General features: G+C 72.3%; 21 protein-coding genes and 1 riboswitch. Of the genes, 9 read left to right on the top strand and 12 right to left on the bottom strand.

What is annotated here, in order from left to right:
- The first annotated feature begins 99 nt into the window (after positions 1-99).
- Positions 100-1,158, top strand: coding sequence for a septation protein SepH (gene sepH, locus ACFYZ4_RS17485; RefSeq protein ID WP_351292727.1), 1,059 nt, complete (start codon positions 100-102; stop codon positions 1,156-1,158).
- 52 nt (positions 1,159-1,210) lie between these two features.
- Here sepH and ACFYZ4_RS17480 read toward each other — a convergent pair whose 3' ends face one another.
- Positions 1,211-2,059 carry a sulfurtransferase gene (locus ACFYZ4_RS17480; protein ID WP_390784271.1) on the bottom strand — a complete coding sequence of 283 codons (849 nt, stop codon included), beginning with the start codon at positions 2,057-2,059 and terminating at the stop codon, positions 1,211-1,213.
- A gap of 176 nt (positions 2,060-2,235) precedes the next feature.
- Between ACFYZ4_RS17480 and ACFYZ4_RS17475 the strand changes: the two genes are divergently transcribed.
- On the top strand, positions 2,236-3,102 hold the full coding sequence (locus tag ACFYZ4_RS17475) for a VOC family protein (protein ID WP_384340743.1): 867 nt from the start codon (positions 2,236-2,238) through the stop codon (positions 3,100-3,102).
- Here ACFYZ4_RS17475 and ACFYZ4_RS17470 read toward each other — a convergent pair.
- From ACFYZ4_RS17470 to ACFYZ4_RS17460, 3 genes are read right to left on the bottom strand one after another with little or no spacing between them, the layout of a single operon-like run.
- Entirely contained in the window at positions 3,077-3,970 is an 894-nt protein-coding gene (locus ACFYZ4_RS17470; RefSeq protein ID WP_351292721.1) for a DMT family transporter, read from the bottom strand. The two genes, ACFYZ4_RS17475 and ACFYZ4_RS17470, sit on opposite strands and share 26 nt — an antisense overlap.
- Complete coding sequence (locus ACFYZ4_RS17465) at positions 3,967-5,223, bottom strand: hypothetical protein (protein WP_390784270.1); 1,257 nt, start codon at positions 5,221-5,223, stop codon at positions 3,967-3,969. The genes ACFYZ4_RS17470 and ACFYZ4_RS17465 overlap by 4 nt, the downstream gene beginning before the upstream one ends.
- Positions 5,224-5,247: 24 nt before the next feature.
- Entirely contained in the window at positions 5,248-6,285 is a 1,038-nt protein-coding gene (locus ACFYZ4_RS17460) for a lysine-2,3-aminomutase-like protein (protein WP_384340739.1), read from the bottom strand.
- Positions 6,286-6,860: 575 nt separating this feature from the next.
- Here ACFYZ4_RS17460 and ACFYZ4_RS17455 point away from each other — a divergent pair.
- From ACFYZ4_RS17455 to ACFYZ4_RS17430, 6 genes are all read left to right on the top strand, one after another.
- On the top strand, positions 6,861-7,592 hold the full coding sequence (locus ACFYZ4_RS17455; protein WP_390784269.1) for a gamma-glutamyl-gamma-aminobutyrate hydrolase family protein: 732 nt from the start codon (positions 6,861-6,863) through the stop codon (positions 7,590-7,592).
- Positions 7,589-8,314 (top strand): GNAT family N-acetyltransferase, encoded by a 726-nt coding sequence (locus ACFYZ4_RS17450; RefSeq protein WP_390784268.1) that lies wholly within the window; start codon positions 7,589-7,591, stop codon positions 8,312-8,314. Before ACFYZ4_RS17455 ends, ACFYZ4_RS17450 begins: the two co-directional genes overlap by 4 nt.
- A gap of 103 nt (positions 8,315-8,417) precedes the next feature.
- Positions 8,418-10,256: an NAD(P)/FAD-dependent oxidoreductase gene (locus tag ACFYZ4_RS17445; RefSeq protein ID WP_390784267.1), complete on the top strand. Its 1,839-nt coding sequence runs from the start codon at positions 8,418-8,420 to the stop codon at positions 10,254-10,256.
- Positions 10,257-10,342: 86 nt separating this feature from the next.
- Positions 10,343-11,800, top strand: coding sequence for a pyridoxal phosphate-dependent decarboxylase family protein (locus tag ACFYZ4_RS17440; RefSeq protein ID WP_390784266.1), 1,458 nt, complete (start codon positions 10,343-10,345; stop codon positions 11,798-11,800).
- Between the two features lies 1 nt (position 11,801).
- Positions 11,802-14,240 (top strand): penicillin acylase family protein, encoded by a 2,439-nt coding sequence (locus tag ACFYZ4_RS17435; RefSeq protein WP_390784265.1) that lies wholly within the window; start codon positions 11,802-11,804, stop codon positions 14,238-14,240.
- Positions 14,237-15,259, top strand: a complete 1,023-nt coding sequence (locus tag ACFYZ4_RS17430; RefSeq protein WP_390784264.1) for a DMT family transporter — start codon at positions 14,237-14,239, stop codon at positions 15,257-15,259. The genes ACFYZ4_RS17435 and ACFYZ4_RS17430 overlap by 4 nt, the downstream gene beginning before the upstream one ends.
- A gap of 23 nt (positions 15,260-15,282) precedes the next feature.
- Here the strand turns inward: ACFYZ4_RS17430 and ACFYZ4_RS17425 are convergent, their stop codons facing one another.
- The 4 genes from ACFYZ4_RS17425 to ACFYZ4_RS17410 form a co-directional block, all read right to left on the bottom strand.
- Positions 15,283-15,933 carry a thymidine kinase gene (locus tag ACFYZ4_RS17425; RefSeq protein WP_351292704.1) on the bottom strand — a complete coding sequence of 217 codons (651 nt, stop codon included), beginning with the start codon at positions 15,931-15,933 and terminating at the stop codon, positions 15,283-15,285.
- A gap of 64 nt (positions 15,934-15,997) precedes the next feature.
- Positions 15,998-17,200 carry an alkaline phosphatase family protein gene (locus ACFYZ4_RS17420; RefSeq protein WP_390784263.1) on the bottom strand — a complete coding sequence of 401 codons (1,203 nt, stop codon included), beginning with the start codon at positions 17,198-17,200 and terminating at the stop codon, positions 15,998-16,000.
- On the bottom strand, positions 17,200-17,799 hold the full coding sequence (locus tag ACFYZ4_RS17415) for a DUF5998 family protein (protein WP_030009684.1): 600 nt from the start codon (positions 17,797-17,799) through the stop codon (positions 17,200-17,202). Before ACFYZ4_RS17415 ends, ACFYZ4_RS17420 begins: the two co-directional genes overlap by 1 nt.
- Before the next feature lie 50 nt (positions 17,800-17,849).
- Positions 17,850-20,645: a GNAT family N-acetyltransferase gene (locus ACFYZ4_RS17410; RefSeq protein WP_390784262.1), complete on the bottom strand. Its 2,796-nt coding sequence runs from the start codon at positions 20,643-20,645 to the stop codon at positions 17,850-17,852.
- A 184-nt stretch (positions 20,646-20,829) separates the two neighbouring features.
- Here ACFYZ4_RS17410 and ACFYZ4_RS17405 point away from each other — a divergent pair, with 184 nt between their 5' ends.
- Positions 20,830-21,111: an HPr family phosphocarrier protein gene (locus ACFYZ4_RS17405; protein ID WP_030012489.1), complete on the top strand. Its 282-nt coding sequence runs from the start codon at positions 20,830-20,832 to the stop codon at positions 21,109-21,111.
- Between the two features lie 285 nt (positions 21,112-21,396).
- Here the strand turns inward: ACFYZ4_RS17405 and ACFYZ4_RS17400 are convergent, their stop codons facing one another.
- The 4 genes from ACFYZ4_RS17400 to ACFYZ4_RS17385 form a co-directional block, all read right to left on the bottom strand.
- The gene (locus ACFYZ4_RS17400; protein WP_351292698.1) at positions 21,397-22,074 is read right to left on the bottom strand and encodes a GntR family transcriptional regulator; all 678 of its coding nucleotides are present in this window, start codon (positions 22,072-22,074) and stop codon (positions 21,397-21,399) included.
- Positions 22,075-22,268: 194 nt separating this feature from the next.
- The gene (locus ACFYZ4_RS17395; RefSeq protein WP_362855565.1) at positions 22,269-23,069 is read right to left on the bottom strand and encodes a M23 family metallopeptidase; all 801 of its coding nucleotides are present in this window, start codon (positions 23,067-23,069) and stop codon (positions 22,269-22,271) included.
- Positions 23,070-23,081: 12 nt separating this feature from the next.
- Positions 23,082-23,241: riboswitch (cyclic di-AMP (ydaO/yuaA leader) on the bottom strand.
- A 217-nt stretch (positions 23,242-23,458) separates the two neighbouring features.
- A complete protein-coding gene (locus ACFYZ4_RS17390; protein ID WP_351292739.1) occupies positions 23,459-24,826 on the bottom strand; it encodes a pitrilysin family protein in 1,368 nt (455 codons plus the stop codon).
- A 20-nt stretch (positions 24,827-24,846) separates the two neighbouring features.
- The gene (locus tag ACFYZ4_RS17385) at positions 24,847-26,196 is read right to left on the bottom strand and encodes a pitrilysin family protein (protein ID WP_351292695.1); all 1,350 of its coding nucleotides are present in this window, start codon (positions 26,194-26,196) and stop codon (positions 24,847-24,849) included.
- Positions 26,197-26,382 lie beyond the last annotated feature (186 nt).

Below are 26,382 nucleotides of genomic sequence, written 5' to 3'. Positions count from 1 at the left end.
GATCAAGGGCGCATGCCCGACACGCCGGTTTAACTCGGCAAGGTTGTGGCAGGCTGCACCCGGGCAGGCCACACTCGACTAGCGGAAGCAGCGACGCACGTGACGTCGGCAGGCACCACCCGGGAGGTCCCCATGCCCGAACTGCGTGTCGTGGCCGTCTCAAATGACGGCACACGACTGGTGCTCAAGGCTGCGGACAGCACGGAGTACACGCTTCCGATCGACGAGCGGCTCCGCGCCGCCGTCCGCAACGATCGCGCACGCCTGAACCAGATCGAGATCGAGGTGGAGAGCCACCTCCGCCCCCGCGACATCCAGGCCCGCATACGGGCCGGTGCCTCCGCGGAGGAGGTCGCTCAACTCGCCGGCATCCCCGTCGACCGCGTACGCCGCTTCGAGGGCCCCGTGCTCGCCGAGCGCGCCTTCATGGCCGAGCGGGCCCGCAAGACCCCCGTGCGCCGTCCCGGCGAGAACACCGGGCCGCAGCTCGGCGAGGCCGTGCAGGAGCGGCTGACCCTGCGCGGGGCCGAGAAGGAATCCGTGCAGTGGGACTCCTGGCGCCGCGACGACGGCACCTGGGAGGTCCTCCTCGTCTACCGGGTCGTGGGCGAGCCGCACTCGGCGAGCTGGACCTACGACCCGCCCCGCCGGCTGGTCGTGGCCGTGGACGACGAGGCCCGTTCCCTGATCGGCGAGTCGGAGGACCTGCCGGCGACGCCGGAGCCGAGCTTCCCCTTCGTGCCGAGGATCGCGCGGCTGCCGCGCGACCGTCCGCTGGACCGCGCCCTGGACCGGCAGCTGGAGCGGCCGGACAACCGGCCGGCGCCCGCACCGGACCCGGAGGAGGAGCGGGACACCCTGACGAGCCTGCTGGAGGCGGTCCCGAGCTTCCGCGGCGACATGGTGGTACCCGAGCGCCCCGACGCCCCGGCGACGGAACCGGAGGCGGAGGAGCCGCCGGCCCCGGCCGCCTCGGCCGGCGCGGGCTCCGCGTACGCCGACGTCCTGATGCCGCGCACGGTGGCGGGCCACCGCGACCGCCTGACGGGCACCACCGACCGCCAGGCCGAGGCCGACGGGGTCCGCCCCGGGCGGCGCGCGGCGGTGCCGAGCTGGGACGAGATCGTCTTCGGCACCCGCCGCAAGAAGCAGGAGTAGCGGCACCGCCGCCGGGGACGACCCGGCGGCGGTACGCCTCCCGGCCCGCCCCCTACTGGGGGTCGGGGCCCGTGGCCACCGGGCGGGCCGGGTCCGAGGACCACTCCGACCAGCTGCCCGCGTAGAGGTCGGACGCGATGCCGGCCACCTCCAGTGCGAGGACCTCGTGGGCTCCGGAGACCCCCGAGCCGCAGTACACGCCCACCGGGCCGCCGCCCTCGGCGGCGCCGAGCCCCTCGAACCGGGCGCGCAGCGCGTCCGCGGGCAGGAAGCGCCCGTCCGGGCCCACGTTCTCCACGGTCGGCGCCGACAGCGCGCCCGGGATGTGGCCGCCGACCGGGTCGATCGGCTCGACCTCACCGCGGTACCGCTCCCCCGCCCGGGCGTCGAGGAGTACCCCTTCGCGCGCCCGTACGGCCGCCGCGTCGGCGTCCAGCAGCCCGACCGCGCCCGGGGTTGGCTTGAAATCGCCCTCCTCGGGAGTCACCCGATCGGCCGTCACCGCGCCCCCGGCCGCCGTCCACGCGACCAATCCCCCGTCCAGGACCCGCACGTTCGGGTGACCCGTCCAGCGCAGCAGCCACCACGCGCGGGCGGCCGCCCAGCCCTGGCCGCCGTCGTACACAACGACGGGCACGTCCGCCGAGACGCCGGCCCGCCGCATCACGGCCCCGAACGCCTCCGGGTCCGGCAGCGGGTGGCGCCCGCCGGCCCCCGGCGGACCTGCCAGTTCGCGGTCGAGGTCGACGTACACCGCGCCGGGCAGGTGCCCGGCCTCGTACGCGGGCCGCTGGTCGGGGCCGCCGAGCTGCCAGCGGACGTCCAGCAGCACCGGCGGCCGGGAGCCCGCCAGCTCGTTCCCCAGTTCGGCGGCGGAGAGGATCGCATCTTTCGCAGTCATGCCGGCCATCTTCCTCCCCGCCCGCAACGGGCGTAACAAGCCCGTCATCGGCGGGGCGCACCGATCCGGTCAACTCCGTGCCAGGACCCCGCGATCCGGCGCGGTCGGGGCGCGCCGGGTCCTCCGGAGTGGAAGCATCAGCACCGGTAAGCGGTACGACGGAGGAGACGGCTGACATGACCGAGGCAGCGGAAGCAACCCGGCGCACGCCCGGTACCCCGTGCTGGGTGAGCCTCATGGTGCACGGACTCGGGACCACCGAGGACTTCTACGCCGACCTGTTCGGCTGGGAGTACGTACCGGGACCCGAGCAGCTCGGCCCGTACGTACGCGCCGTGCTGAACGGCCGGGAGGTGGCCGGAATCGGCGAGATGCCGCCGGACCGGCATCTTCCGGTGGCCTGGACGACGTACCTCGCCACGAACGACGCCGACGCGACCGCCGAGTCGGTGCGCTCGTGCGGCGGCACGGTCGCGGTGGGCCCGCTGGACGCGGGCATCGCGGGGCGGGTGGCGATCTGCTCCGACCCGCTGGGCGCGATCTTCGGGCTGTGGCAGGCACAGAGCCGCATGGGCACCCGGCTGCCCGGCGGACCGGGCACCCCCGTCTGGAACGAGCTGGTCACCCAGGACACCTCGACGGTCGGGAAGTTCTACGAGCACGTCTTCGGCCACGAGGCGCTGGCGCACGGCACGGCTTCCGACGACTTCGACTACCTGACCCTCAACCTGGAGGGCCGGCCGGTGGCCGCGGTGCACGGTGTGGGCCGCTCGCTGCCGCACGACCGCGGCCCGCACTGGATGGCGTACTTCGAGGTGGCGGACACCGACGCGGCCACGGCCCGCGTCGCCGACCTCGGCGGCCGCGTCATCGACCCGCCCCGCGAGGGGCTGCGCGGCCGCCAGGCCACGGTCGCGGACCCGGAGGGCGCGGTCTTCACCCTCGTCGGGCCACGGGACCAGGGCGGCGGCCGAGGTCATGCGGCGGCGGTCGACGAGGGGTCCGGGCCGGCCGGTCTCACTCGTCCAGATCCGCTTCCGTGAAGAGGAAGATGCCGCCGATGATCAGGGAGGCACCGATGAACTGCCAGAGGGTGATCGCCTCGTCGAGGAAGATGATCGCGGCGGCCACACCGAAGACCGGGATGATGTTGAGGATGATGCCCGCCGCGCTCACCGAGACCTGCGTGATGGCGCGGTTGTACAGCAGGTAGGCGATGCCCAGTCCGAAACCGCAGACCACCATCACCACCAGCCAGTGGCCCAGGTGCGCGGAGGGGGTCAGCGCACGGTCGCCGGCGGCCCACTGCCAGGCCAGCAGGGGCAGTGTGAAGAGGAGACCGAAGGCGAACTGGTAGGCCGTCACCACCAGCGGGGTCATGTCGGCCACGGCCCGGCCGGCGATCATGGTGGCGATGGCCGCGGCCAGTGAGCCGGCCAGCACGAGCAGGGACCCGAGTTCGAGCCCCAGATCGGCCCGGGGCCCGCCCAGCAGCGCCACCCCCGCCGCCGCGAGGACCACGCCGGCGATGGCCCTGCCGGTCGGCATCCGGCGGTTGAGGAACGCGGCGAGCGCGACGATGAAGACCGCCTCGGTCCCGTCCAACAGGGCCGCGTCGGCGGCGTTGATGTAGGCCAGGCCCAGGCCGATCGCCCCATAGCCGAGCATGGGTTCGAACAATCCCAGGAGCGCGAGCAGTTTCAGCTGCTCGCGCGTCGGCCGCTGGTGTCCCTGGCGGAGCAGGATCGCCCACAGCAGGGCCGTCGCCGAGGCCAGCGTCACGGCGAGCAGCGTGACGACGGACATGCCCCCCAGACCGAATTTCTCACCGGTGGTCCAGACACCCCACAGGATGGAGGCGACGAGCAAGGGCAGCAGGCCGCGCTGCCCTCGAGTGATCACTGTGCTCATGGGACTTCGAGAACCCTCTCCATGGTCTTTTCCGCATCGGCCACCGAGTCGGCATCGTTTCCGACCACGAGGTAGCGCCACTTGCCGTCGATGTCGCGGGTGTCCGTGGTGAGCACGGCCCGGACGGGGCCGGCCGGGTCACCCAACCCCTCCGCGTCGAGCCGGCGTACGGCCTCCGCGAAGTCCGGGCCGCCGGTGTGGGCGCCGAACCGGCCGTCGGCACGCCAGTGCACGGGGGCCTCCGCCGGCCTCAGACGGCGCGCCAGCTTCTCCAGATATGTCCCGCCGGTGGTGCGCACATTCGCCTCGGTGACGATGTAACCGCCCTCATACGTACCGCAGTCGACGTCGAAGATGCCTCGGTAGCCCCGGGCGTGGAGCCACTCTCCGATCATCCTTGCCGCCTTGCGCATGGCCGGCGACGACGGTCCGTCCAGCGCCGGTGTGACCATGCCGGTCCAGGCGTTGTTCACGGTCCGCTGGTCGCAGCTGTAGTAGTCGGTGACCCCGTCTTCCCCGGCGGCCATCTCGTAGCTCGGGGACGCGGTCAGCGGCAGGAACTCCTCGTAGATCCAGCCGGAGGCGCGGTCGGTCTCGTCGGCGAGGGCCGCGGTGACCCGGTGCTCCCGGGTGTGGCGCGCTCCCGCCTCGATCACGATGTTGCCGAAGCCGGTCGAGGACCGGTTCGCCTTGACGATGGCGGCCGGGTGGTCGGCGAGGAAGGCGACCACCCGGTCCGTCAGTTCGGCGCGGGTCGTGGCGAAGCCGCCGGCCGCGACGGGAAGTCCCAACGACAGGACCGTCTCGCGGATGCCGGCCTTGGTGTTGATGTGCCGGACGGTGTCCAGGACCTCGTCGTCGGGCAGGGCTTCGTACGGATGGAGCCGCACGCCCGTACGGCGGGCGAAGTCCAGCACCTGGCGGTCGAGGGCGAACGCGTCCAGCACGGGCCGGGCGGTCAGCTTGGCGCCGGCGCCCAGCGCGTCCGCCATCTCCAGGGGGTGGACGAGAGCCGTCTCGGGCGGCGCGACGATGTCGACCCGGTCCACGTCGAGGTCGAGGGTACGGGCGACGTACTCCCGGAAGGACGCGGGGCACGGGGCGAGCATGACGACGCAGTCGCCGGGCTCGGCCTCCCACAGCATGCGCGGAGTGGGGACGGCCATGGCCCGCAGGTAGCGGGCGGTGGGGTTCTCGACCATGGTGTCGCTGTTGAGGTTCGAGAGGATGGTGCGGCTCGGTCGCCTGGTCATCTGGGGTGCGGCTCCTTCGCGGCCTTACGCGTCCGTGCTCTTCGGGGGGTAGACGTGCTCCTCGCCCCACGGGTCGGTGACCCGGCCGGCGTCGTCCGACAGGTAGACCGGTCCGATCGGCACCTTGCCGTGACCGCCGGGGATGTCCAGGACGTACGTGGGCTGGCACATGCCGGAGACCCGGCCGCGCAGCCTCCGCATGAGCTCCTGCCCCTCGGCGATCGTGGTGCGGAAGTGGCCGGTGCCCTTGGCGAGGTCGCCCTGGTGCAGGTAGTACGGCTTGACCCGGTGCACGATCAGGGTGCGGAAGAGGTCTTCGAGGGCCTCGGGCGTGTCGTTCACGCCCTTCAGCAGCACGGTCTGGCTGACGAGGGGGATGCCTCCGTCGACGAGCCGGGCGAGCGCGGTGCGGGCGTCGTCGCCGATCTCCTGGCTGTGGTTGGTGTGGACGACGACCCAGACCGGGGTGGACAGGCGCAGCGCGTCGACCATGTCCTGGGTCACGCGGCGCGGGTCCACCACGGGCACCCGGGTGTGGAAGCGGATGACCTTCACGTGCTCGATGGCGTCGAGCGCCTCCAGCATGGGCCGCAGTTTCGTCGGCGCGATGATCAGGGGGTCACCGCCGGTGAAGATCACCTCCCAGATCCGCGGGTGCGCCCGGATGTAGTCCAGCGCCGCTTCCAGGCTCTCGTCCTTGAGCATCTGATCGCCCGGACCGACGACCTCGCGGCGGAAGCAGAACCGGCAGTAGACGGGGCAGACATGGACCGGCTTGAACAGCACGCGGTCCGGGTAGCGGTGGGTGACGCCCTTCACGGGAGTGAACGGATCGTCCCCGATGGGGTCGTCGTTCTCCTCCGGCGTGGTGATCAGTTCGAGGCTGGTGGGGACGAACTGGCGGCCCACGCCGTCGTCGGGTTCGAAGATGCGGTCCTGGATGGCAGGGGTGATGCTCACCGCGTAGCGCTGGGCGACGTCGGCGATGGCCGGAAGGTCGCCCTCGTCGATGAGCTTGGAGGCTAAGAGGTCCTTGGGGGTGCGGGCGGATCGCTGGCCCATTTCGGTGTCTCTCCCGTGTTGGTATCAGGCCGTGGCAACGCCGGGTCGGCTGGGGCACGCAGTGGCGGAAAAGGCGTGCGCACCGCGGAAGTTCACGCTCGCCGGTCATTGCGGCGTTCTTGTGGGAGCCTGTCACCGTCGCAAGTTTTTGGCGATCACCCTGAAGCGAGCTGACTGAAAATCAGGGCCCGGTTGACTGGAAACGAGGGGCGGGCTCCGACCCGTCAGCGGCAGCACAGCGGAGGGCGTCGGTTCAGTACAAGACCCGGATCCATGGCACCGCCAACCATCCGGAGCCTTGGAGGATTCACGAAATGCGAAGAGAAAGGCCAGGCAGGAGGTGCTCGACAACCCTTGCGGGCATCACCCACTGGAATGGAGGTCTTCCCGTCGGGGGGCCGTCAAGCAGGCGTATCGGTCGTTCTGTGATCTTGCGTCACGGTCTGGAGGTCGGCTAGCGTTCCGTCCCGCTCGTCTGGCGAAGTGCCTCCGGCGCCGTCCCGGAGCGGGGGGCCCGGCAGACGAGAAGAATTGATTACGTCATGGCGTCATGCACTCCAACCGGGGGTTGGGTAATGGTGACATCCTCGTCCGGTCGGCCTCGAATAGGGGTGACCTCTCGATTTCGACCCGCGATCGACAGCCACAGTATTCACCGGGGCTATATCGACCAGGTGGTTCGCGCCGGCGCTTTGCCGATCGTCATCCCAGCGCTCGATCCGGAATTCTGCGAGGAGTTCCTGGAGACCGTTGACGGCCTGCTGCTCACCGGCGGCGAGGACATCGACCCCGCCTATTGCAGCGGATCGGCCCGGCAGCCCGACTACACGTACCACCCGCGGCGCGACGCCTTCGAGTTACGCCTCGCCCGCCTCGCACTCGACTACGGTCTGCCCGTACTCGGCATCTGCCGGGGCTCGCAGATCCTCTGGTCCGTCACCGGCAACCCTCTGATACCGCACATCCCGGATGTCAACGACGGGCAGGTGCTCCACCGGACCTCCCTGACCGAGACCTCCCGGCACGTCGTCTCGCTGGCACCGGCCGGCAGAGTCGCAGACGCGTATCGCGAAGCAAAGGTCGAAGTGACGTCCTACCACCACCAGGGACTGGGCGAACAGCTCCCCGGCGGGCTCCGGTGGCGGGTGACCGCCCAAGCCGAGGACTGCCTGACCGAGGCCTTCGAGCGGGAGGACGCGGACGGCCCGTGGGCCGTCGGTGTCCTGTGGCACCCGGAGCTGCCGGCCGACGACGACCGGACCGACCCGCTGATCTCCGCCTTCGTGTCCGCGGTCGGCGCGTCATGACCTTCGACGTCCAGCGCCTCGGCCCCGCCGACCTCGACCTGCTCCTCTGCCTTCAGGAGCGGATCCGCTCCACCCTGCCCGACCCGTCCGTCTTCCAGACCAGTACGCCGGAGTTCATCGCGTACTGCCTCGCCGACGGCGGCCGCTGTTACCGCGTGGTGCACGAGGGCGAGCCCGTCGCCTACCGCATGGTCTACTTTCCGCGCGACCGCCCGTTCAACCTGGCCAAGGACACGACCCTGCCGGCGGCGCAGTACGACACCGTCGCGCACTGGGACACCGTCGCCGTCATGCCGGCGTGGCGAGGCCACGGACTGGCCCGGCTCATGAACCTCCGCGCCTTGGGCGACCTCGCGGACAGCGGTGTGCGGCACGTGTTCGCCACCAGTTCGCCGGCCAATCCGCACGGTGTGCGGACCCTGATGGACGCGGAGTTCCAACCCGTGGCCCTCGTCGAGAAGTTCGGCGGCAGGCTGCGCTTCCTGCTCTACCGGCCCTATCCGGAGCCCTGGGCGGCGCCACCGGCCCGCCGGCTCGGCCCGACCCGCTCCGCCGAGTCCGCCGAGTCCGCCGAGCTCATCGTCCCGTTCTCGGCCACCGATGAGCTGGCCCGTGCCTTCCGCGACGGCTGGTCCGGCGCCGGCCTCCGGTTCGACGGCCCCGACGGCGCCCGGCTGCGGATGCTGCGACGCCCCCTGCCCTTCCGGGTCGGCCCACGCTGAATGCCGCCCCTGCGCGAGGGCACCGCCCCTCGCCGCCGGCGGCACGCCCCACCCCGCCCCTCCCCCCTTCGCACCCACCGGCTCGAACAGGACTCCCCGCGAGATGAAGATTCTGCTCACCCTGCCCAGTCCCGACCTCGCCGCCACCGACTTCCTGCGCTCCGGCAACGTCGTCCACGACCCTTCGGCCGACTCCGCCCCCGACGACCGACTGCTCGACGCCCTGCTCCTGCACGGTGCCACCGCCCTCATCGCCACCCGCCGGCCCGACGACGCCCTGCTGCGCACCTGGGCCCAGCACACCGCCGGGCCGGTCCACGTCGCCTACGCCGTCCCGGCGGGCAGCGGCACGGGAACGGCCCGGGAGTTACCGCCCCGCGCCCACCCGGTCCATCCCGTCCACGAGTTCCCTCTCGACGGCACCGGCTTGGACGCCATCGCCACCGCCCTGGCCCACTGCGAGCGCGCCGCCGCCCTCGCCCGCCCCGTACCCGCCGGCGCCGCCCCCGAGGCGGGTGGTCCCCGCGACGTCTTCCTGATCGGCGCGGGCGTCGTCAACCTCGTGACCGCTCTGCACCTGGCGGACAACGGCTACCGGGTGACCGTGGTCGACCGCTCCCCCGCTCCCGGCACGGCCGGCTGGGAGGCGTACGGCTGCACCCACGCCGGTGACGACGCCCGCATGTTCACCTTCACCGAGATGGACAACTACGGCAACCAGGACTTCCACGGCGACGCCCCGGACTGGTTCAGGCACTCCGTCGAGAAACACGGGTGGCTCGCCCGCGACCCGGAGACGCTCACCCCGCAGGAGCAAGCCTGGATCGACGAGTTCGAGGCCATCCCGTCCTGGCTGGCCCGCACCTACAACGCGGACATCTTCTCCCTCAGCGCCGAGGCCGGACGGGAGTGGACCGCGCTGCGCGCCCGCTTCCCCCGGCTCTTCGAGGACGTCGTACTCACCGACGACATCCTGCGCGTCTACTCCGACCCGGCCCACCTCCGTGCCTCCCTGGCCCGCCACCGAGTCATCGGCGCCGTACTGCGCGAGTTGTCTCCAGCCGACCTCGCGCGGGAACACCCCGCTCTCGCGGCCGCCGCGCGCGGCGGCACGCTGGCCGGCGGCATCCTCGTCCCCGGCTTCACCGTCAACGTGCACAAGTTCACCCAGCGTGCCATCGAGCTCCTGACGGACCTCGGCGGCCGCTTCCACTGGGACACCACGGTCACCGGTGTGCGCCGTGGCACGGACGGCGCCGTGACCGGATTCGACTCCGCCGTGCCCGTTCCCGAACATGCCCACGTGGTCGCCTCGCCCGGGGTCCACGGCACCGAACTCCTGCGCGGCACCCCTTGCGAAGGCCTGATCCACGGAGTGCTCGGCGGCTGGATGCGCGCCCGGAACCACACTCCGGCCCTGCGCAACTCGCTCAAGGTCGCCCGCCGGGGCCACGTCACCGAGGACGCCAACGTGACCGTGGCCCGCGACGGCGACGGCCGGGAGGTTCTGATCGTCGGATCCGGATACGGCTACACCGGCGCCGCCGGCGAGCCCGACGAGCGGCAGCTGACCGCCATGCGCGCCGGCGTCGCCGACACCATCGAACGGCTCTTCCCCGACGGCGACGAACCGGCCGCCTCGTCACACCCCCACGAGAGCTACGGCTTCAAGTACTGCGTACGCCCGTGGACCACGACGTCACTCGGCCTCTACCACTGCGAACCCCTCGGCCCCGACGGGAGCCTCTACGTCGTCACCGGTGGGCACAACACCGGCGGCTTCGCCCAGTCGCCCGCCATCGCCCGCGCCGTCCTCGCCTCGCTGCGCGGGGAGACGCACCCGATGCACACGCTCTATCACCCCGAGCGGTACCCCGCCTTCACCGGCGGCGCCGGGCCGCGCCCCGGCGCCACGCTGCGGCCGCTGGCCTCTCGCGCCTAGGCCGTCCGCGGGGGCGCGCCCCGGCCCGCGCCGCCGCGTCCGCAGTCACGCGCAGCCCGCCACACAGAAGACGAGGACCACACGACATGCATCCCCACCCTCCCCTGGACCCGGCCGACTGGGACGAGTTCCGGGCCCTCGGCAAACAGATGATCGACGACATCGCAGACCACCTCTCCGGTATCCGCGACCAACCGGTCTGGCAACAGGTCCCCGACGCGATCGCCGCCTCGTTCCGGACCGGCCTGCCCCAGGAGGGCCGGCCGATGGCCGAGGTGTACGAGGAGTTCCGCCGTACCATCCAGCCCTTCCCCCGGGGCAACATCCACCCCCGCTTCTGGGGCTGGGCCAACGGCTCCGGTGTGCCCGTCGCCGCGTACGGCGACCTCCTCGCCTCGGTGATCAACTGCACCCTCGGCTCCGGCGGGAACGCCGCCATGATGGTCGAGCAGCAGGTGCTCGGCTGGATCGGGGAGGCCCTGCACTGGCCCGGGACCGGCTCGGGCCTGCTCACCAGCGGCGCCTCCATGGGCCAGATCACCGCACTGGCCGCCGCCCGCGCGGCCAGGGCGCCCGGCATCCGCGAGGAGGGCGCCGCCGGGTCCGGCATCCAGTTCACCGTCTACGGCTCCACCGAGACCCACCACTCCGTCGAGAAGGCCGTCGAAATACTCGGCATCGGCGGGCGGTTCTTCCGCCGCATCCCCGTCGGCGCCGACTTCCGCATCGATGTCGCAGCCCTCCGGGCCGCCATCCGCGCCGACCGGGCCGCGGGCCTGCATCCGCTCTTCCTCGTCGGCAACGCCGGAACCGTCAACACCGGGGCCGTCGACCCGCTCGCCGACCTCCTGTCCATCGCCCGCGACGAGGACCTCTGGTACCACGTCGACGGCGCCTTCGGCGCGTTCGCCCAGCTCCTGCCCTCCCACCGCCCTCTCCTCGACGGCATGACCGAGGCCGACTCCCTCGTCCTCGACCTGCACAAATGGCTCTACATGCCCTTCGACGTCAGCTGCCTGCTCACCCGGCGCGACGGTGACCTGGAGGCCGCCTTCCGATCCGGAGCGGACTACATCAGCAAAACGGCCCGGGGGCCGGCCGCGTTCCCGCTGGCCTTCTCCGACCGCGGTGTGGAGCAGTCGCGCCGTTTCCGGGCGCTGAAGGTGTGGTTCGCGCTCAAGACGTACGGCATCGGTACGTTCGCCGACTCGATCGCCGGGAACATCGCGCAGGTCGCGCACCTGGTCAAGCTGGTCGAGGCGGCCGACGACCTCGAACTCGCGGCCCGCAGCGAGCTGAACGTGGCCTGCTTCCGCTACGTATGGCCGGGCGCGGCGCCCGAGGCGCTCGACCGCGTCAACCGGTCCGTTCTCGACCGCCTCCAGACGGAGGGCATCGCGATGCCCTCGCACACCGTCCTCGACGGGAAGTTCGTCCTGCGCGTCGCGAACAACAACCACCGTTCGTCCGTGGCGGACTTCGACCACCTGGTCGCCGAGGTGCGCCGGCTGGGAGCCGCGTACGCCGCCGAGAGCGGCCGATGACATGAGCCGATACGCGGCACACGAGGACTGCGAGGAGTACACGGTCGCGGGGCTGAGCGCCCCCGTCGAGATCCTCATCGACACGCACGGCGTCCCCCACCTGTACGCGACCTGCGAGGACGACCTGTTCCTGGCCCAGGGCTTCGACGCCGCCCGGGACCGGCTGTTCCAGCTCGACCTGTGGCGGCGGCGCGGCCTCGGGCTGCTCGCCGAGGCCTTCGGCGAGTCGTTCACGGCCCGTGACCGCGCGGCCCGCCTGTTCCTGTACCGCGGCGAACTCGACGCCGAATGGCGGGCCTACGGGCCCGGCACCGCCCGCGTCGCGGCCGCCTTCACCGCGGGCGTGAACGCGTACGTCGACCTGTGCGAGCGGCGCCCCGACCTGCTGCCGCCGGAGTTCCACGCCGTCGGCCACCGCCCCGGCCGGTGGCGGCCCGAGGACGTGGCGCTCATCCGCAGCCACGGGCTGTTCGGCAACGTCGAGCAGGAGGTCGCCCGGGCCGTCACCCTGCGCGACTTCGGACCCGAGGTCGAGGACCTGCGCCGGGTCCGGGAGCCCGCCCGCGCCCTCCGCGTCCCCGAAGGCCTCGACCCGGCCGACATCCCCGATGACGTCCTGGCCGTCTACCGGCTCGCCACCGCACCCGTCGACTTCGCCGCTCCGGGCACGCCGTCGCCCCGCATCCGGCCGGAGGGCAGCAACAACTGGGTGGTCGCCCCGGGGCGCACCGCCACCGGCCGTCCCCTGCTCGCGAACGACCCGCACCGCTCGATCTCGCTGCCCTCGCTGCGCCGGCTGGTCCACCTGTCCGCTCCCGGCCTGGACGCGATCGGCGCCGGCGAGCCCGCGCTGCCGGGCCTGTCCGTCGGCCACAACGGGCACCTCGCGTTCGGCCTGACCATCTTCGCCATCGACCAGGAGGACCTGTACGTCTACGAGACCCACCCCGAGGACCCCGACCGCTACCTCCACAACGACGGCTGGGAGCCGATGCGGGTGATCCGCGAACGCGTCCCCGTGGCGGGCGCGGACCCCGTCGACGTCGAGCTCCGCTTCACCCGGCACGGGCCGGTGGTCCACCGTGATCACCATCGCCACCGGGCCTTCGCCGTGCGGGCCGCCTGGCTCGAACCGGGCATGGCCCCCTATCTGGGCGGGCTGAACCTGCTGCGGGCGCGCACCACCGACGACTTCCTCGATGCCCTCGACCGCTGGGGCGCACCCGGCGAGAACATGGTCTGGGCGACGGCCGACGGGACCATCGGCCTGCGCCCCGTCGGCCGGGTCCCGGTCCGCCCCAACTGGGACGGCCTGCTTCCGGTCCCCGGTGACGGGCGGTACGAATGGGACGGCACGCACCCCGCCGACGCCCTGCCCACCGTGATCGACCCGCCCGAGGAACGGCTCGCCAGCGCCAACGAGATGAACCTCCCGGACGACTTCCCCCACGACCGCTGCACCGTGGGCTTCGACTGGGACCACCGATACCGCTACGAGCGCATCGCCGAAGTCCTGGGCGACACCAAGGGGATCACCGTCGAGGACTGTCTGCGCCTCCAGGCCGACACCGTCAACAGTGCCGCTCGCCGCATCCTGGCCACGGTGGCCGACCGCCTCGGGGACCGGGGCGACGGGGGCGGTCGCAACGGCGGGGACACCCACCCCGGCCTTCGCTCCGCCGTCGCGCTCCTGCACGCCTGGGACGCCGACGAACGGACCGACTCCGCCGCGGCAGCCCTCTACCAGATCTGGCAGCGGCGTCACCTGCGCCCGGCGCTGCTGCGCCACGCCCTCGCGCCGCTGGTCCCGCCCGCCCGCCTGCCGGACGCGCTGGCGCGCCTCCTCGTCGACGAGGAACTGGGCGTCGACGTACGCACCGACCTGGCTCTGCTCGACACCCTCGCCGAGGACACCCTCGCCGATGCCGATACCGATGCCGACTCCGTCGGCCCCGCCGTCCTGGACCGCGTCCTCATCGACTCGCTGACCGCGGCCTGGGCCGAAACCCGGGCCCTGCTGGGCGACGACCCGGCGCGCTGGCGATGGGGAAGCCTGCACCACGCGGCCCCCGCCCACCCCTTGTCCCCCCTGCTCGGCGACCGGTTGTCCGTGCCCCGCCTGCCCCGGCGTGAGCGCGGCGGCAGCGGGGACACGGTGCTGAACACGAGCTACGACAGCGAGTTCCGCCAGCAGGAGGGCGCGAGCTTCCGCATCGTCGTCGACGTCGGCGCGTGGGACCGCTCGCGGGTGGTGAACGCTCCCGGCCAGTCGGGCCGCCCCGACAGCCCGCACTGGGACGACCTGTACGACACGTGGGCGCAGGACGGATCCTTCCCGCTGCACTACAGCCGCGCCTCGGTCGAGGCGCACACGCGCACCCGTGTCGTCCTCGCCCCACCGGGGAATCAAGCAGGCAGAGCAAGTAAGGTGCACCGATGACATTCAGGGCGTACGGCGGCTATTCGGTCGGTCTGCCGGCCGCACTCACGGCAACGGCCTTGTGGGGCTTCACGTTCCTCGGTCCGGCCGCCGTGGCCCCCGTCAACGTCTACTACCTGGTCGTGGGCAGGTACGCCGTCTTCGGGGTGATGTCCCTGGTCGTGCTCCTCGCGCACCGCGGGAGCCTGCGCGCTCTCGACACCCGCCACCGCCTGACGGCGGTCTACCTGGGCGTCGTGGGCTACATCGGCTTCTACCTGCTGCTGGCGATGTCGGCCGAACTCGGCGGCGGCGTCCTCGCCTCGACCATGACGGGGCTGATCCCGCTCATGGTCACGCTGGTGTCGAACCTCACCGAGAAAGTGCTCGCCTGGCGGAAGCTGTTCCTCCCCGTCGTGGTCATCTCCATCGGTCTCCTGCTCGTCAACAGCGGTGCCCCCGCGAACCGTTCCTCCGACGCCCGCGACCTCGTCCAGGGTCTCGCACTCGGCTTCCTCGCCTCCGCCGCGTGGTCCTTCTTCGTCATCGTCAACCGCAGGACCCTGGAGCGCGCCCGGCCGGCCATCGACGGCACCACCTGGACCGCTTGCATCGGGCTCGGTGCCTGCCTGGGATCGCTGTTCCTGCTGCCGCTCGCGCTGACCGGCGGCGGCCCGTCGCCGTTCGCGGACGCCGGGACGCTGTGGCCGTTCCTCGCGTGGTGCGTGGCGCTCGCCGTCCTCGGCTCGTGGTGCGCGACCTGGTTCTGGAACCGCGCCTCCAGCCGGCTGCCCGCCACGGTGATGGGGCCGGTCATCGGCATGGAGGCGGTGTTCGGCGCCGCCTTCAACCTCCTGTGGGAGGGCCGGACGCCTACCTTCCACGAACTCTGGGGCGGCCTGCTCGTGGTCTCGGGCGTCCTTCTCGCCTCGTACCTCTTCAACCGCGCCGGCCTGACCCGCCCCGGTCCCTCACACGACACCGGCGATCCCGCCGCCCCTGCGGCCGAAGCCGTCCCCGCATCTTCGCCCGAGCGATGACCTGAGGCCTTCGAGCCGGGGTGTCAGCCGGAGGTCACCGGCAGCACGTCCGGGGACAGCGCCCCCGCCCGCGACGCGGCGCTCGTCATCCGCTTGCGGTGGTGACGGCGGCACAGCACCTCGTAGCCGATCTCCCCCGCCGGGCGGTTCACGTCGCCGACCACGACCTGGGCGCCTTCGACCACCATCTCCCCGTCTATCGTGCGGGCGTTGTGGGTGGCGCGGGCCCCGCACCAGCACAGGGCTTCGACCTGCAGCTGCTCGATCCGGTCCGCCAGCTCGATCAGGCGCTGCGAACCCGGGAAGAGCTTCGTGCGGAAGTCCGTCGTGATGCCGAAGGCGAAGACGTCCATGTCCAGGTCGTCGACGATGCGGGCCAGCTGGTCGATCTGCTCCGGGGCCAGGAACTGGGCCTCGTCCACGATCACGTAGTCCGCCCGGCCGCCCTTGGACAGCTCGCCGACCAGGTACGCGTACAGGTCCATGCCCTCGCCCGCCTCGACCGCCTCCGTCACCAGGCCGAGGCGCGAGGAGAGCTTGCCCTCGCCCGCCCGGTCGTCACGCGTGAAGATCACGCCCACCAGGCCGCGCGCCGAACGGTTGTGGGTGATTTGCAGAGCCAGCGTGCTCTTTCCGCAGTCCATCGTTCCGGAGAAGAACACCAGCTCGGGCATGGGGAGTACGGGACCTTTCGGGTCGGGGGTGGGAAGTGCGGGAGGGGAGGAAGGGACGGAAGGGTCAGGAGCGGATTTCGAGCAGCGGGACCAGCTGCTCCGCCGCGGTCATGGAGCCGTGCATGCCGACGAGGGCGGACTCGTTCGGCTCGTTGCGCGACGCGGTGATCGCGACATCGGCCTGGGCGGCCGCGACCACGTCGCCGATGCGTCCCAGCACCCGCTCGTCGCACTCCCCCGGCACGCCGAACCAGCCCAGTTCCAGGGCCTCTTCGCGGCTCGCGACCCAGAAGCGGTCGCCGAGCACCTCGCGCCACACGGTCAGTACGTCGTTCTGCGCGCCCGGCACCGCGTACACGTGCCGGGCCCGGCCCTCGCCGCCCAGCAGTGCCACGCCGGCGCCGAGCTCCCAGTCCTCGTCGAAGTCGATCCGCGCGTCCTCGTCGAGCGGGACGTCGACCATGCCGTGGTCCGCGGTCACGTACAGCGCGGTGCGCGGCGGCAGCTGCTCGGCGAGCCGCTGCACCAGCCGGTCGACCAGCATCAGCTGGCCGCGCCAGGCGTCGGAGTCCACGCCGTGGCGGTGGCCGGCCCCGTCGAGCTCGCTGTAGTACGTGTACACGAGGGAGCGGTCACCGGCCGCGAGGCGGTCGGCCGCCAGGTCCATCCGCTCCTCGCCGGTCATCCGGCCGAGGAAGGTGCCGCCGCTCAGCGCGACCTTGGTGAGCGGGGTGGTCTGGAAGGTCGGCGAGGACACCTGGGCGGTCGCCACTCCGGCCTTGTCGGCCAGCTGGAAGACCGTCGGGTACGGCTGCCAGGGCTTGGGCGAGGTCCACGGGTGCCAGCGGAGCTGGTTCATCAGCTCGCCGGTGGCCGGGTTGCGCACGGCGTAGCCGGGCAGGCCGTGCCGGGCGGGCGGCAGGCCGGTACCGACGGAGGCCAGCGAGGTGGCGGTGGTCGCCGGGAAGCCCGCGGTGATCGGGCGGCCGGTGCCGCCGCGCGAGCTGCCGAGGAGCGAGGTGAGGTACGGGGCCTCGTCCGGGTGGTCCTTGATCTGCTCCCAGCCCATGCCGTCGACCAGGAACACGCAGTTCCGGTCGGCCGGGGTCAGCTCGGCGATGGCGGCGGTGAAACCGGGGACGCCCTGGCCGGCCACGAGCGTGGGCAGCAGGTCGGCGAGGGACCCGGTGCCGTACTCCGGAACGGGGGCGCCGGCCAGGTCCAGCAGCTCCGGCTCGGGCCACTCCTGCGCGACGGAGTACGCCATCAGCGGGCGGGGGTGGAGGAGGTCGCCGCTGTGGCCTCGGAGAGCGCCTGTGCGAAGACCAGGGTCTGGCGCACCGCCTCGGGGCCGTCGCCGGCCTCGCTGACCCGCAGGCTGAGGTCGTCGGCGGTGGAGTTGCCGGTGTAGCCGTGGTCCGAGTCGCAGTTCGGGTCGCCGCAGGCGGCCGGCTCCAGGTCGATCCGCGAGACCGCGCCCCAGCCGATGGTCAGGACGACCTCGCGGGGCAGTGTGCCCGGGGTGTAGGACTCCGGGTTGGCGACGACACGGCTCAGCACCACGGAGGAGATGCTGGACAGCTTGACCGACTCGGTGGAGGTGGTCGCGTACGGGGACGGGGACCCGGCGTCGGCGGCCTGCTCGTCGGTGTGGCTGACGATGAAGCGGTTGCCGGTGAGGACCAGCACGGTGACGTGGCGGCGCACCTCGTTGGAGTCGAAGGTCGTCTCCTGGTGGACCAGGTACGACGAGATCGGCTCGCCGCCCACCGCGGCCTCCACGGCCTCGGCCACGAGGGCCGGGTAGTAGCCGCTGCGCTCGATCGCCGTGCGCAGCCCCTGGGTCGTCGTACCGGATTTCGCCATGAGGTCCATCCTAAGGCCCGTACGGGGCCCCCAGGCCGCGTCGTACTCGCTCAGTAACTGGGGAGGGTGCGCGGGCCGAGGTCGCCGCGGGCGGGCGGGTGCGCGACGCGGACGGTGGCGCTGAGCACCGAGAGGCCCTCGGCCGCGACCACGACGGGCTCCAGGGAGACCCCGATCACCTCGGGGTGGTCGTCCACCAGGCGCGACAGCCGCAGGAGCAGTTCCTCCAGGGCGGGGGTGTCCACGGGATCGCTGCCGCGCCAGCCGAAGAGGAGGGGTGCGGCCCGGATGGAACGGATCAGTCCGGCGGCGTCCCGGTCGGTGGCCGGAACCAGCCGGTGGGCGGTGTCGCCGAGCAGCTCGGAGGCGACTCCGGCGAGCCCGAAGGAGAGGACGGCGCCCGCGGCCGGGTCGATGACGGAGCGGACGACGGTGTCGACCCCGCGCGGCACCATGGCCTGGACCACCGGCTGGAGCTCGGCCGGCTTGCCGAGCAGGTCGGTGAGCTCCTCGTACGAGCGCCGCAGCCCGGCCTCGTTCGCGAGGTCGAGCCGTACGCCGCCCAGGTCGGCGCGGTGGCGCAGGTGCGGGGCGGTGGTCTTGAGGGCCACCGGGTAGCCCAGGATCGCGGCGGCCCGGACCGCCGCGTCGGCGCTGGGCGCGGGCAGGGCGGAGCGGACGGTGATCCCGTACCGGGCGAGCAGCGCGCGGGCGTCCCACTCCGCCAGGGTCAGCGCGGCTCCCTCGTCGACGTCGGCCAGCAGCCCGGCCAGCTGGTCCGCCGCCCCGGCCTCGTCCACGTCCTCGAACTCGGGGACGTACCCGCCCTCGGCGAGGCCGCGGCGCCACTGCCCGTACCGGACGGCTTCGGCGAGGGCCCGTACGGCCCGTTCGGCGGCGGGGTAGCTGGGGATCCGGTCCTCGGACGCCGGGCGGGCCGCAACCGGACCCGCCGGGTCCTGGGGTGCGGGGTCCGGGGCGGCGTCCCGGGTCCGGGACGGGGCCGGGTGGGGCAGGCCCCGCGTGGCGGACAGGGCTTCGACGAGCGCGCCGAGCTCCACGTGCACCACCGCCACGGGCTTGCCCGGGACCTCGGCCACGGCCTCCCGCAGCGCGTCGGCCAGGTCGTCGGCCAGTGCGTGCTCGCTCACCCAGGGAATGGCGGTGACCACGACCGCGTCGCAGTCGTCGGAGGCGAGGGCGGCGGCCAGGGCGGCCCGGAAGTCCTCCGGCGCGGCCGCCGTCGTCAGGTCCAGCGGCGGCAGCGGCCGCAGGCCCTGGGCCAGGCAGGCGTCGTAGGTGAGGATCCCGAGGGACTCGGAGTTCCCGAGGATGGCGACCCGCGGCCCGGCGGGCAGCGGCTGCGCGGCCAGCAGGAGGCCGACGTCCACCAGCTCCGTGACCGTGTCGACCCGGATGACTCCGGCCTGCCGCAGCAGGGCGGAGACGGTCGCCTCCGGCAGCCTGGTGCCGGGGACGACGTGTCCGGCCGGGGTGTGCCGGCCGCCCTTGGCGACGACCACCGGCTTGACCGCGGCCGTCCGGCGGGCGAGGCGGGTGAACTTCCGCGGGTTGCCGAGGGTTTCGAGGTACAGCAGGGCGACGTCGGTGGTCTCGTCGTCGTACCAGTACTGGAGGATGTCGTTGCCGGAGACGTCGGCCCGGTTCCCCGCGGAGACGAAGGAGGACAGGCCCTCGCCGCGCCGCAGGAGCGCGGAGAGCAGGGCGATGCCGATCGCCCCGGACTGCGTGAAGAGGCCGATCCGGCCCCGCATCGGCATGGGCGCGGGCGTCAGCGAGGCGTTGAGCTCCACCTCCGGCGCGGTGTTGATCACCCCGTAGGCGTTGGGTCCGATCAGCCGCATCCCGTACGAGCGCACCTGCCGTACGAGTTCGCGCTGGCGGGCGAGTCCGTCCGGGCCGCTCTCCCCGTATCCGGCGGACAGGACGACGAGCCCCTGCACCCCGTGCTCGCCGCAGGCGGCCACGGCGTCGGGAACCCGCTCGGCGGGTACGGCGATCACGGCGAGGTCGACGGGGGCGTCGATGGCTCCGACGGAGCGGTAGGCCCGTACGCCGTCGAGCAGATCGCGCGTGACGGCCTCGTTGACGGCGTAGAGGTGCCCGTGGAAGCCGCTGTCGCGCAGGTTGCGGAGTGCGGCGGCGCCCACGCCGGCGCCGGAGCGGCTGACTCCGATGACGGCGACCGAGCCGGGGGCCAGCAGCCGCTGCACCGAGTGGGCCTCGGCGCGCTGTTCGCGGGCGCGCTGCACGGCGAGGGACTCGGCGGTGGGTTCGAGGTCGAGGGTGAGGTGGACGGAGCCGTCCTCGAAGCTGCGCTTCTGCTGGTAGCCGACGTCCGTGAACACCTTGATCATCTTGGAGTTGGCGGGCAGCACCTCGGCGGCGAACCGGCGGATGCCGCGCTCCCGGGCCACCGCCCCGATGTGTTCGAGGAGGGCGGAGGCGACCCCGCGGCCCTGGTGGGCGTCCTGGACGAGGAAGGCGACCTCGGCCTCGTCGGCGGGCGCGGAGGCGGGCCGGCCGTCGGGGCCGATGCGGTCGTAGCGGACGGTGCCGATGAACTCCCCGCCGATGGTCGCGGCGAGGCCGACCCGGTCCACGTAGTCGTGGTGCGTGAAGCGGCGCACGTCGCGGTCGGAGAGCCGGGGGTAGGGGGCGAAGAAGCGGTAGTACTTCGACTCGTCGGAGACCTGCTCGTAGAAGCTGACGAGCCGGCCCGCGTCCTCGGTGGTGATGGGCCTGATCCGGGCGGTGCCGCCGTCGCGCAGGACGACATCGGCTTCCCAGTGGGCCGGGTACGAGGGGTCCGACTCGATGGTCATGGGGCCACCTTAAGGCCGGGAGGGGCCGCGCAACCCCCGCGCGGCGCATGAGGCAACCCGGGACAAATGAGTGCAAGCTGGGGGAGGTCGAACGGCGGTGGATCCGGGCCGAAGGTCGGTAGGAGCATTCGGGGCGCCGTGAGAGACTGGTCTAGACAACCGTAAGAACCTGAAGGGCATCACCATGGCAGAGCGCCGCGTCAACGTCGGCTGGGCCGAGGGCCTGCACGCTCGTCCCGCCTCGATCTTCGTCCGTGCGACGACCGCTTCCGGCGTCCCGGTGACCATCGCGAAGTCCGGCGGCGACCCCGTCAACGCCGCCTCCATGCTGGCGGTCCTGGGCCTGGGCGCCCAGGGCGGCGAGGAGATCGTCCTCGCCTCCGAGGCCGAGGGTGCGGACGCCGCGCTGGACCGCCTCGCGAAGCTGGTCGCCGAGGGTCTCGAGGAGCTCCCCGAGACCGTCTGACCCTTCGGGTTCGACCCCGCGCACACCACGCGCACCACGCATCACATGCGTCACATGCGTCACGCACGGCGAAGCCGCGGCCCCCGATCCTCCGGGGCCGCGGCTTCGTCGTTCGCACGGGAATCGGAGCACCGCGGCGGGAAACAGCCCCGCCCGAATCCCGGCGCTCCGGAATTCAGCTCCACGGGAATTCACCGCACAGCGGCAGGGTGAATTCACGCCATAAATTCGCCCCACCCCTGCACGGCGAATTCATGCGACGCCACCCTTTGTATACGGCTCCTGTTAATGCCGGCCGCTCGACATGTTTACGGCAGGTTGCGAAGTGCTCACCGCCGGACGGAGCCGCAGCCGGTGCGCCCCCGCCGCGCGGTCGGCGTGCAGCGCGGTCAGCGCCCGCGCCCGCTCCGCGTCCCCGCGCGCCACCGCGTCCACGATCGCCCCGTGCTCCGCCCAGGACTCCACCGGCCGCACCGGCGCCTCCACCACGTACATCCACGCCACCTTGTGCCGCATCTGCGTGAGCAGCGCGATCAGCCCGGGACTGCCGGAGGCCTGGGCGAGCGTCTCGTGGAACCAACCGCCCAGGGACCGCAGATCCTCCCCCTGGCCCCGCCTGGCCCGCTCCTGCCCCAGCCTGACCAGCCCGCGCAACACCTTGAGGTGCGCCTCGGTACGGCGCCGGGCGGCCCGGGCGGCCGCCAGGGGCTCCAGGAGCATCCGTACCTCCAGGAGGTCCACGGCCTCCTGCTCGGTCGGCTCGGCCACACAGGCCCCCGCATGGCGCCGGGTGGTCACGAAGCCCTCGGACTCCAGGGTCCGCAGCGCCTCGCGGACCGGGACGCGCGAGACCCCGTACCGGCGGGCCAGCACCTCCTCGGTCAGCCGGCCGCCCGGCTCGAACGCCCCGGAGACGATGTCGTCGCGGATTGCTGTGCATACCGCGTGCGCAGGAATACGCAAGACCGAACCTCCGCCTATTTCCGACTGCCAGCCTCATTGCACGCACATGCGCGTGCTGCGACTCTATTGCAACACACGATAATTTCCGAGAGCGGCCGGAAATGCGAAACATTTGCACAGGGACGCAACACAGGGACGCAACACGAAGGCCCCGGCTCGGGGAGCCGGGGCCTTCGGAAAAGGTGCGGACGGGGTCAGAGGCTGACGCCGTGCGAGCGCAGGTACGCGATCGGGTCGATGTCCGAGCCGTACTGCGAGCCCGTGCGGGCCTCGAAGTGCAGGTGCGGGCCGCTGGAGTTGCCGGTGGAGCCCGACAGGCCGATCTGCTGGCCCGGGGTGACCTGCTCGCCGACGGAGACGTTCAGCGAGGTCATGTGCCCGTACTGGGTGTAGGTGCCGTCGTTGTGCTTGATCACGACGTTGTTGCCGTACGCGCCGCCCCAGCCGGCCTCGACGACGGTGCCGAAGCCCACCGCGTGGACCGAGGTGCCGGAGGCCGCGTGGAAGTCGATGCCGGTGTGGCTGCCGGAGGACCACATGCCGCCGCCCGCGTGGTACTGCGTGCTGACGTACGAGCCGTCCACCGGGGCGACGAAGGTGTTGAGGCGCTTGCGCTCCTCCTCGCGGGCCGCCCGCTCGGCGGCGTCGCGCTCGGCCTTCGCCTTGGCCTCGGCGAGGCGCTTGGACTCGGCGGCCTTCTGCTTGGCCTCCGCCTCCGCCTGCGCCTTGGCGGCGGCGTGCTCGGCGGCGCGCTGCTGGGAATCGGCCTGGTCGGCGATGTCACCCGCGAGGTCCTCGGCGACGACCACGGCACCCAGCCCGTTCTCCGGGGCGGAGCTGCTGTGGTTGTCCGCGGCGAAGGCCGGGGCGGCGAGGGAGCCGACGACACCCGTGGTGGCGATCGCGGCGATACCGGCGTAGCCGGCGGTCTTCTTGCTCAGGCGGCTGGAGCCACGGTGCTTACCGGTACCAGCGGGACGACTGCCAAACGCCATGAAGGGTTTGATCCTTTCCTTCCTTCTCGCCTACCGGGTTAGCTGACGGGTTCGGAGCAGGAAGGTCTCCTACGGGCCTCCTCTTGCGAGGGGGTCCGATTCACCCCAGGGACTCATGTGGGTCCCCGGCTCCCCAGGCTCGCGCCTGACGGGGACTCGGCGATCGCTGTCCGGTGCCGCGGATGCGGCGGGCACAACTGACGGACAGCGGGATTGACGCTAGGCGGATCATCAGTCAATCGCCAAACAGACGCGCCTTTTTGTTGCGTACGCCACACCCCATACAAGCAACCTAGCCGCTAAACGGACAAAAGGGGCCCCAGCGGATAAGCCCGCCAGAGCCCCTGCGCGATCCGTCGGTCGGCCGTCAGTCGGCCGTCACCGACAGGTCAGTTGGTGACGACCGTGACGTCCCCGATCCCGAGGGCGCGCACCGGCTCCTCGATCACTGCCGCGTCGCCCACCAGGACCGTGACCAGGCGGTCCGCCGGGAAGGCCTTCACGGCCGCCGAAGTCGCCTCCACCGTGCCCGTTTCCGCCAGCCGCGCGTACAACTGCGCCTGGTAGTCGTCCGGCAGCTCCTGCTCGACCTGGTCGGCCAGGGTGCCGGCGACCGAGGCCGCCGTCTCGAACTTCAGCGGGGCCACGCCCACCAAGTTCTGTACGGCCACATCGCGTTCGGCATCGGTCAGACCGCCCTCCGCGAGGGTGCGCAGCACCTTCCAGAGGTCCTCCAGCGCCGGACCGGTGTTCGGGGTGTCCACCGAGCCGCTGATGGCAAGCATCGAGGCGCCCTTGCCGTCCGCGGTGGAGCGCAGCACCTGGCCGAAGGCGCGCACGCCGTAGGTGTACCCCTTCTCCTCGCGCAGCACCTTGTCCAGGCGGGAGGTGAGGGTGCCGCCAAGGCAGTACGTGCCCAGCACCTGGGCCGCCCAGACCTGGTCGTGGCGGTCCGGCCCGATCCGGCCGATCAGCAGCTGCGTCTGGACCGCTCCGGGGCGGTCCACGATGACCACGCGGCCGGTGTCGTCGGCGGTCACCGGCGGCACCGGGAGGGCCGCGGCGGTGTTGCCCGTCCAGGCGCCCAGGGTGTCCGCCAACACGGCGTCCAGGTCGATGCCGGTCAGGTCGCCGACGACCACCGCGGTGGCGGTGGCGGGGCGTACGTGGGCCTCGTAGAAGGCCCGTACGGCGCCGGAGTCGATCCGGGCGACGGTCTCCTCGGTGCCCTGGCGCGGCCGGGACATCCGCAGGGACGCCGGGAACAGCTCCTTGGAGAGCTGCTTGGCGGCACGGCGCTGGGGGTTGGCCAGCTCGTGCGGGATCTCGTCGAGCCGGTTGCGGACCAGGCGGTCCACCTCGGCGTCGGCGAAGGCGGGGGCGCGCAGCGCCTCGGCGAGCAGGCCCACCGCCTTGGCCAGCCGGGAGGCCGGGACCTCCAGGGAGACCCGGATGCCCGGGTGGTCCGCGTGCGCGTCGAGAGTGGCGCCGCAGCGCTCCAGCTCGGCCGCGAACTCCTCGGCGGAGTGCTTGTCGGTGCCCTCGGAGAGCGCCCGCGCCATGATGGTCGCCACGCCGTCCAGGCCCGCGGGCTCCGCGTCGAGCGGGGCGGCGAGGTTGACCTCGACCGCGATCACCTGCTGGCCCGGCCGGTGGCAGCGCAGCAGGGTCAGCCCGTTGGACAGCTCCCCGCGGTCGGGGGCCGGGAAGGCCCACGGCTGCGGCTCGCCGGCCTGCGGGCGCGGGTGGAAGGTCATCGTGACGGCTGCGGTGTCGCTCACTGCTCCGCCCCCTCGTTCTCGTCGGACTCGTCGTTCTCGTCGTCGTCTGCCGCGATCGGCTCGTAGACGAGCACCGCGCGGTTGTCCGGGCGCAGTCGGGCCGCGGCCACGGCCTGCACCTCCTCGGCGGTGATGTCGAGGACGCGCCGGACGGCGGTCAGCGCCAGCTGCGGGTCGCCGAAGAGCACCGCGAAGCGGCACAGTTCGTCAGCGCGGCCGGCCACCGTGCTCAGCCGGTCCAGCCACTCGCGCTCCAGCTGCGCCTGGGCCCGCTCCATCTCCTCGGCCGTCGGGCCCTCGGCGGCGAACCGCGCGAGCTCCTCGTCCACGGCCGCCTCGATGGCGGGGATCTCCACACCGCTGGAGGTCTTGACGTCCAGCCAGCCCAGCGAGGGCGCGCCGGCCAGGCGCAGCATGCCGAAGCCGGCCGCGACGGCCGTCTGGTCGCGGCGCACCAGCCGGTTGTGGAGCAGCGAGGACTCCCCGCCGCCCAGGATCGTCAGCGCCACGTCGGCGGCGTCGCACTCGCGGGTGCCGTCGTGCGGCAGCCGGTAGGCGGCCATCAGCGCCCGCGCCGGGACCTCCTCGACGATCTCCTCGCGCAGCTGCTCCCCGATGATGTCGGGCAGCGAGCCGTCGCGGGGCGGCTGCTTGCCGTCGTGCGCCGGGATGGTGCCGAAGTACTTCTCGACCCAGGCGAGCGTCTGCTCGGGGTCGATGTCACCGACGACCGAGAGCACCGCGTTGTTGGGCGCGTAGTACGTACGGAAGAAGGTGCGCGCGTCCTCCAGGGAGGCGGCGTCCAGATCGGCCATGGAGCCGATCGGGGTGTGGTGGTACGGGTGGCCCTCGGGGTACGCCAGGGCCGTGAGCCGCTCGAAGGCCGTGCCGTACGGGACGTTGTCGTACCGCTGGCGGCGCTCGTTCTTGACGACGTCGCGCTGGTTCTCCATGGACTCGTCGTCCAGGGCGGCCAGCAGCGACCCCATCCGGTCCGCCTCCAGCCAGAGCGCGAGCTCCAGCTGGTGGGTCGGCATCGTCTCGAAGTAGTTGGTGCGCTCGAAACTGGTGGTGCCGTTGAGGGAGCCGCCGGCTCCCTGGACCAGTTCGAAGTGGCCGTTGCCGGGGACGCTCGCCGAACCCTGGAACATCAGGTGCTCGAAGAGGTGAGCAAGGCCGGTACGCCCCTTGACTTCGTGGCGCGAACCGACGTCGTACCAGAGGCAGACCGCGGCGACCGGGGTCAGGTGGTCCTCCGAGAGCACCACGCGCAGGCCGTTGGCCAGCCGGTGCTCGGTCGCTGTCAGGCCGCCGGAGCCGGCCTGGGCTGTGGCCGTGTGACCCATGGGCATGTGGTCCCTTCGATCGCGATGCAGAGATTTCTGTCAGACCTGCCACTGTATGCAAGCGCGTCGACCACCGGATAAGTTCCCGGGTCACTCCCCCGGGGTCGGAGTCGGCGTTGTCGGTGCCTCGGGCCACAATGGTCCGCGTCATACCCCGTCCGGACACCCGCCCGACCCGGCAAGACC

This window comes from Streptomyces sp. NPDC001513 (genome assembly GCF_042894695.1).
Lineage (GTDB): Bacteria > Actinomycetota > Actinomycetes > Streptomycetales > Streptomycetaceae > Streptomyces.
This window is presented reverse-complemented; position numbering and strand designations above follow the sequence as displayed.

Coding starts and splice junctions, on each gene's coding strand:
- ACFYZ4_RS17470 (WP_351292721.1), bottom strand. CDS start 3,970: ATGAGCACAGTGATCACTCGAGGGCAGCGCGGCCTGCTGCCCTTGCTC.
- ACFYZ4_RS17420 (WP_390784263.1), bottom strand. CDS start 17,200: ATGGCGTACTCCGTCGCGCAGGAGTGGCCCGAGCCGGAGCTGCTGGAC.
- ACFYZ4_RS17465 (WP_390784270.1), bottom strand. CDS start 5,223: ATGACCAGGCGACCGAGCCGCACCATCCTCTCGAACCTCAACAGCGAC.
- ACFYZ4_RS17395 (WP_362855565.1), bottom strand. CDS start 23,069: ATGGCGTTTGGCAGTCGTCCCGCTGGTACCGGTAAGCACCGTGGCTCC.
- ACFYZ4_RS17425 (WP_351292704.1), bottom strand. CDS start 15,933: ATGCCCGAGCTGGTGTTCTTCTCCGGAACGATGGACTGCGGAAAGAGC.
- ACFYZ4_RS17390 (WP_351292739.1), bottom strand. CDS start 24,826: ATGACCTTCCACCCGCGCCCGCAGGCCGGCGAGCCGCAGCCGTGGGCC.
- ACFYZ4_RS17460 (WP_384340739.1), bottom strand. CDS start 6,285: ATGGGCCAGCGATCCGCCCGCACCCCCAAGGACCTCTTAGCCTCCAAG.
- ACFYZ4_RS17435 (WP_390784265.1), top strand. CDS start 11,802: ATGAGCCGATACGCGGCACACGAGGACTGCGAGGAGTACACGGTCGCG.
- ACFYZ4_RS17475 (WP_384340743.1), top strand. CDS start 2,236: ATGACCGAGGCAGCGGAAGCAACCCGGCGCACGCCCGGTACCCCGTGC.
- ACFYZ4_RS17415 (WP_030009684.1), bottom strand. CDS start 17,799: ATGGCGAAATCCGGTACGACGACCCAGGGGCTGCGCACGGCGATCGAG.
- ACFYZ4_RS17450 (WP_390784268.1), top strand. CDS start 7,589: ATGACCTTCGACGTCCAGCGCCTCGGCCCCGCCGACCTCGACCTGCTC.
- ACFYZ4_RS17410 (WP_390784262.1), bottom strand. CDS start 20,645: ATGACCATCGAGTCGGACCCCTCGTACCCGGCCCACTGGGAAGCCGAT.
- ACFYZ4_RS17455 (WP_390784269.1), top strand. CDS start 6,861: ATGGTGACATCCTCGTCCGGTCGGCCTCGAATAGGGGTGACCTCTCGA.
- ACFYZ4_RS17445 (WP_390784267.1), top strand. CDS start 8,418: ATGAAGATTCTGCTCACCCTGCCCAGTCCCGACCTCGCCGCCACCGAC.
- ACFYZ4_RS17480 (WP_390784271.1), bottom strand. CDS start 2,059: ATGACTGCGAAAGATGCGATCCTCTCCGCCGCCGAACTGGGGAACGAG.
- ACFYZ4_RS17440 (WP_390784266.1), top strand. CDS start 10,343: ATGCATCCCCACCCTCCCCTGGACCCGGCCGACTGGGACGAGTTCCGG.
- ACFYZ4_RS17405 (WP_030012489.1), top strand. CDS start 20,830: ATGGCAGAGCGCCGCGTCAACGTCGGCTGGGCCGAGGGCCTGCACGCT.
- ACFYZ4_RS17430 (WP_390784264.1), top strand. CDS start 14,237: ATGACATTCAGGGCGTACGGCGGCTATTCGGTCGGTCTGCCGGCCGCA.
- ACFYZ4_RS17385 (WP_351292695.1), bottom strand. CDS start 26,196: ATGGGTCACACGGCCACAGCCCAGGCCGGCTCCGGCGGCCTGACAGCG.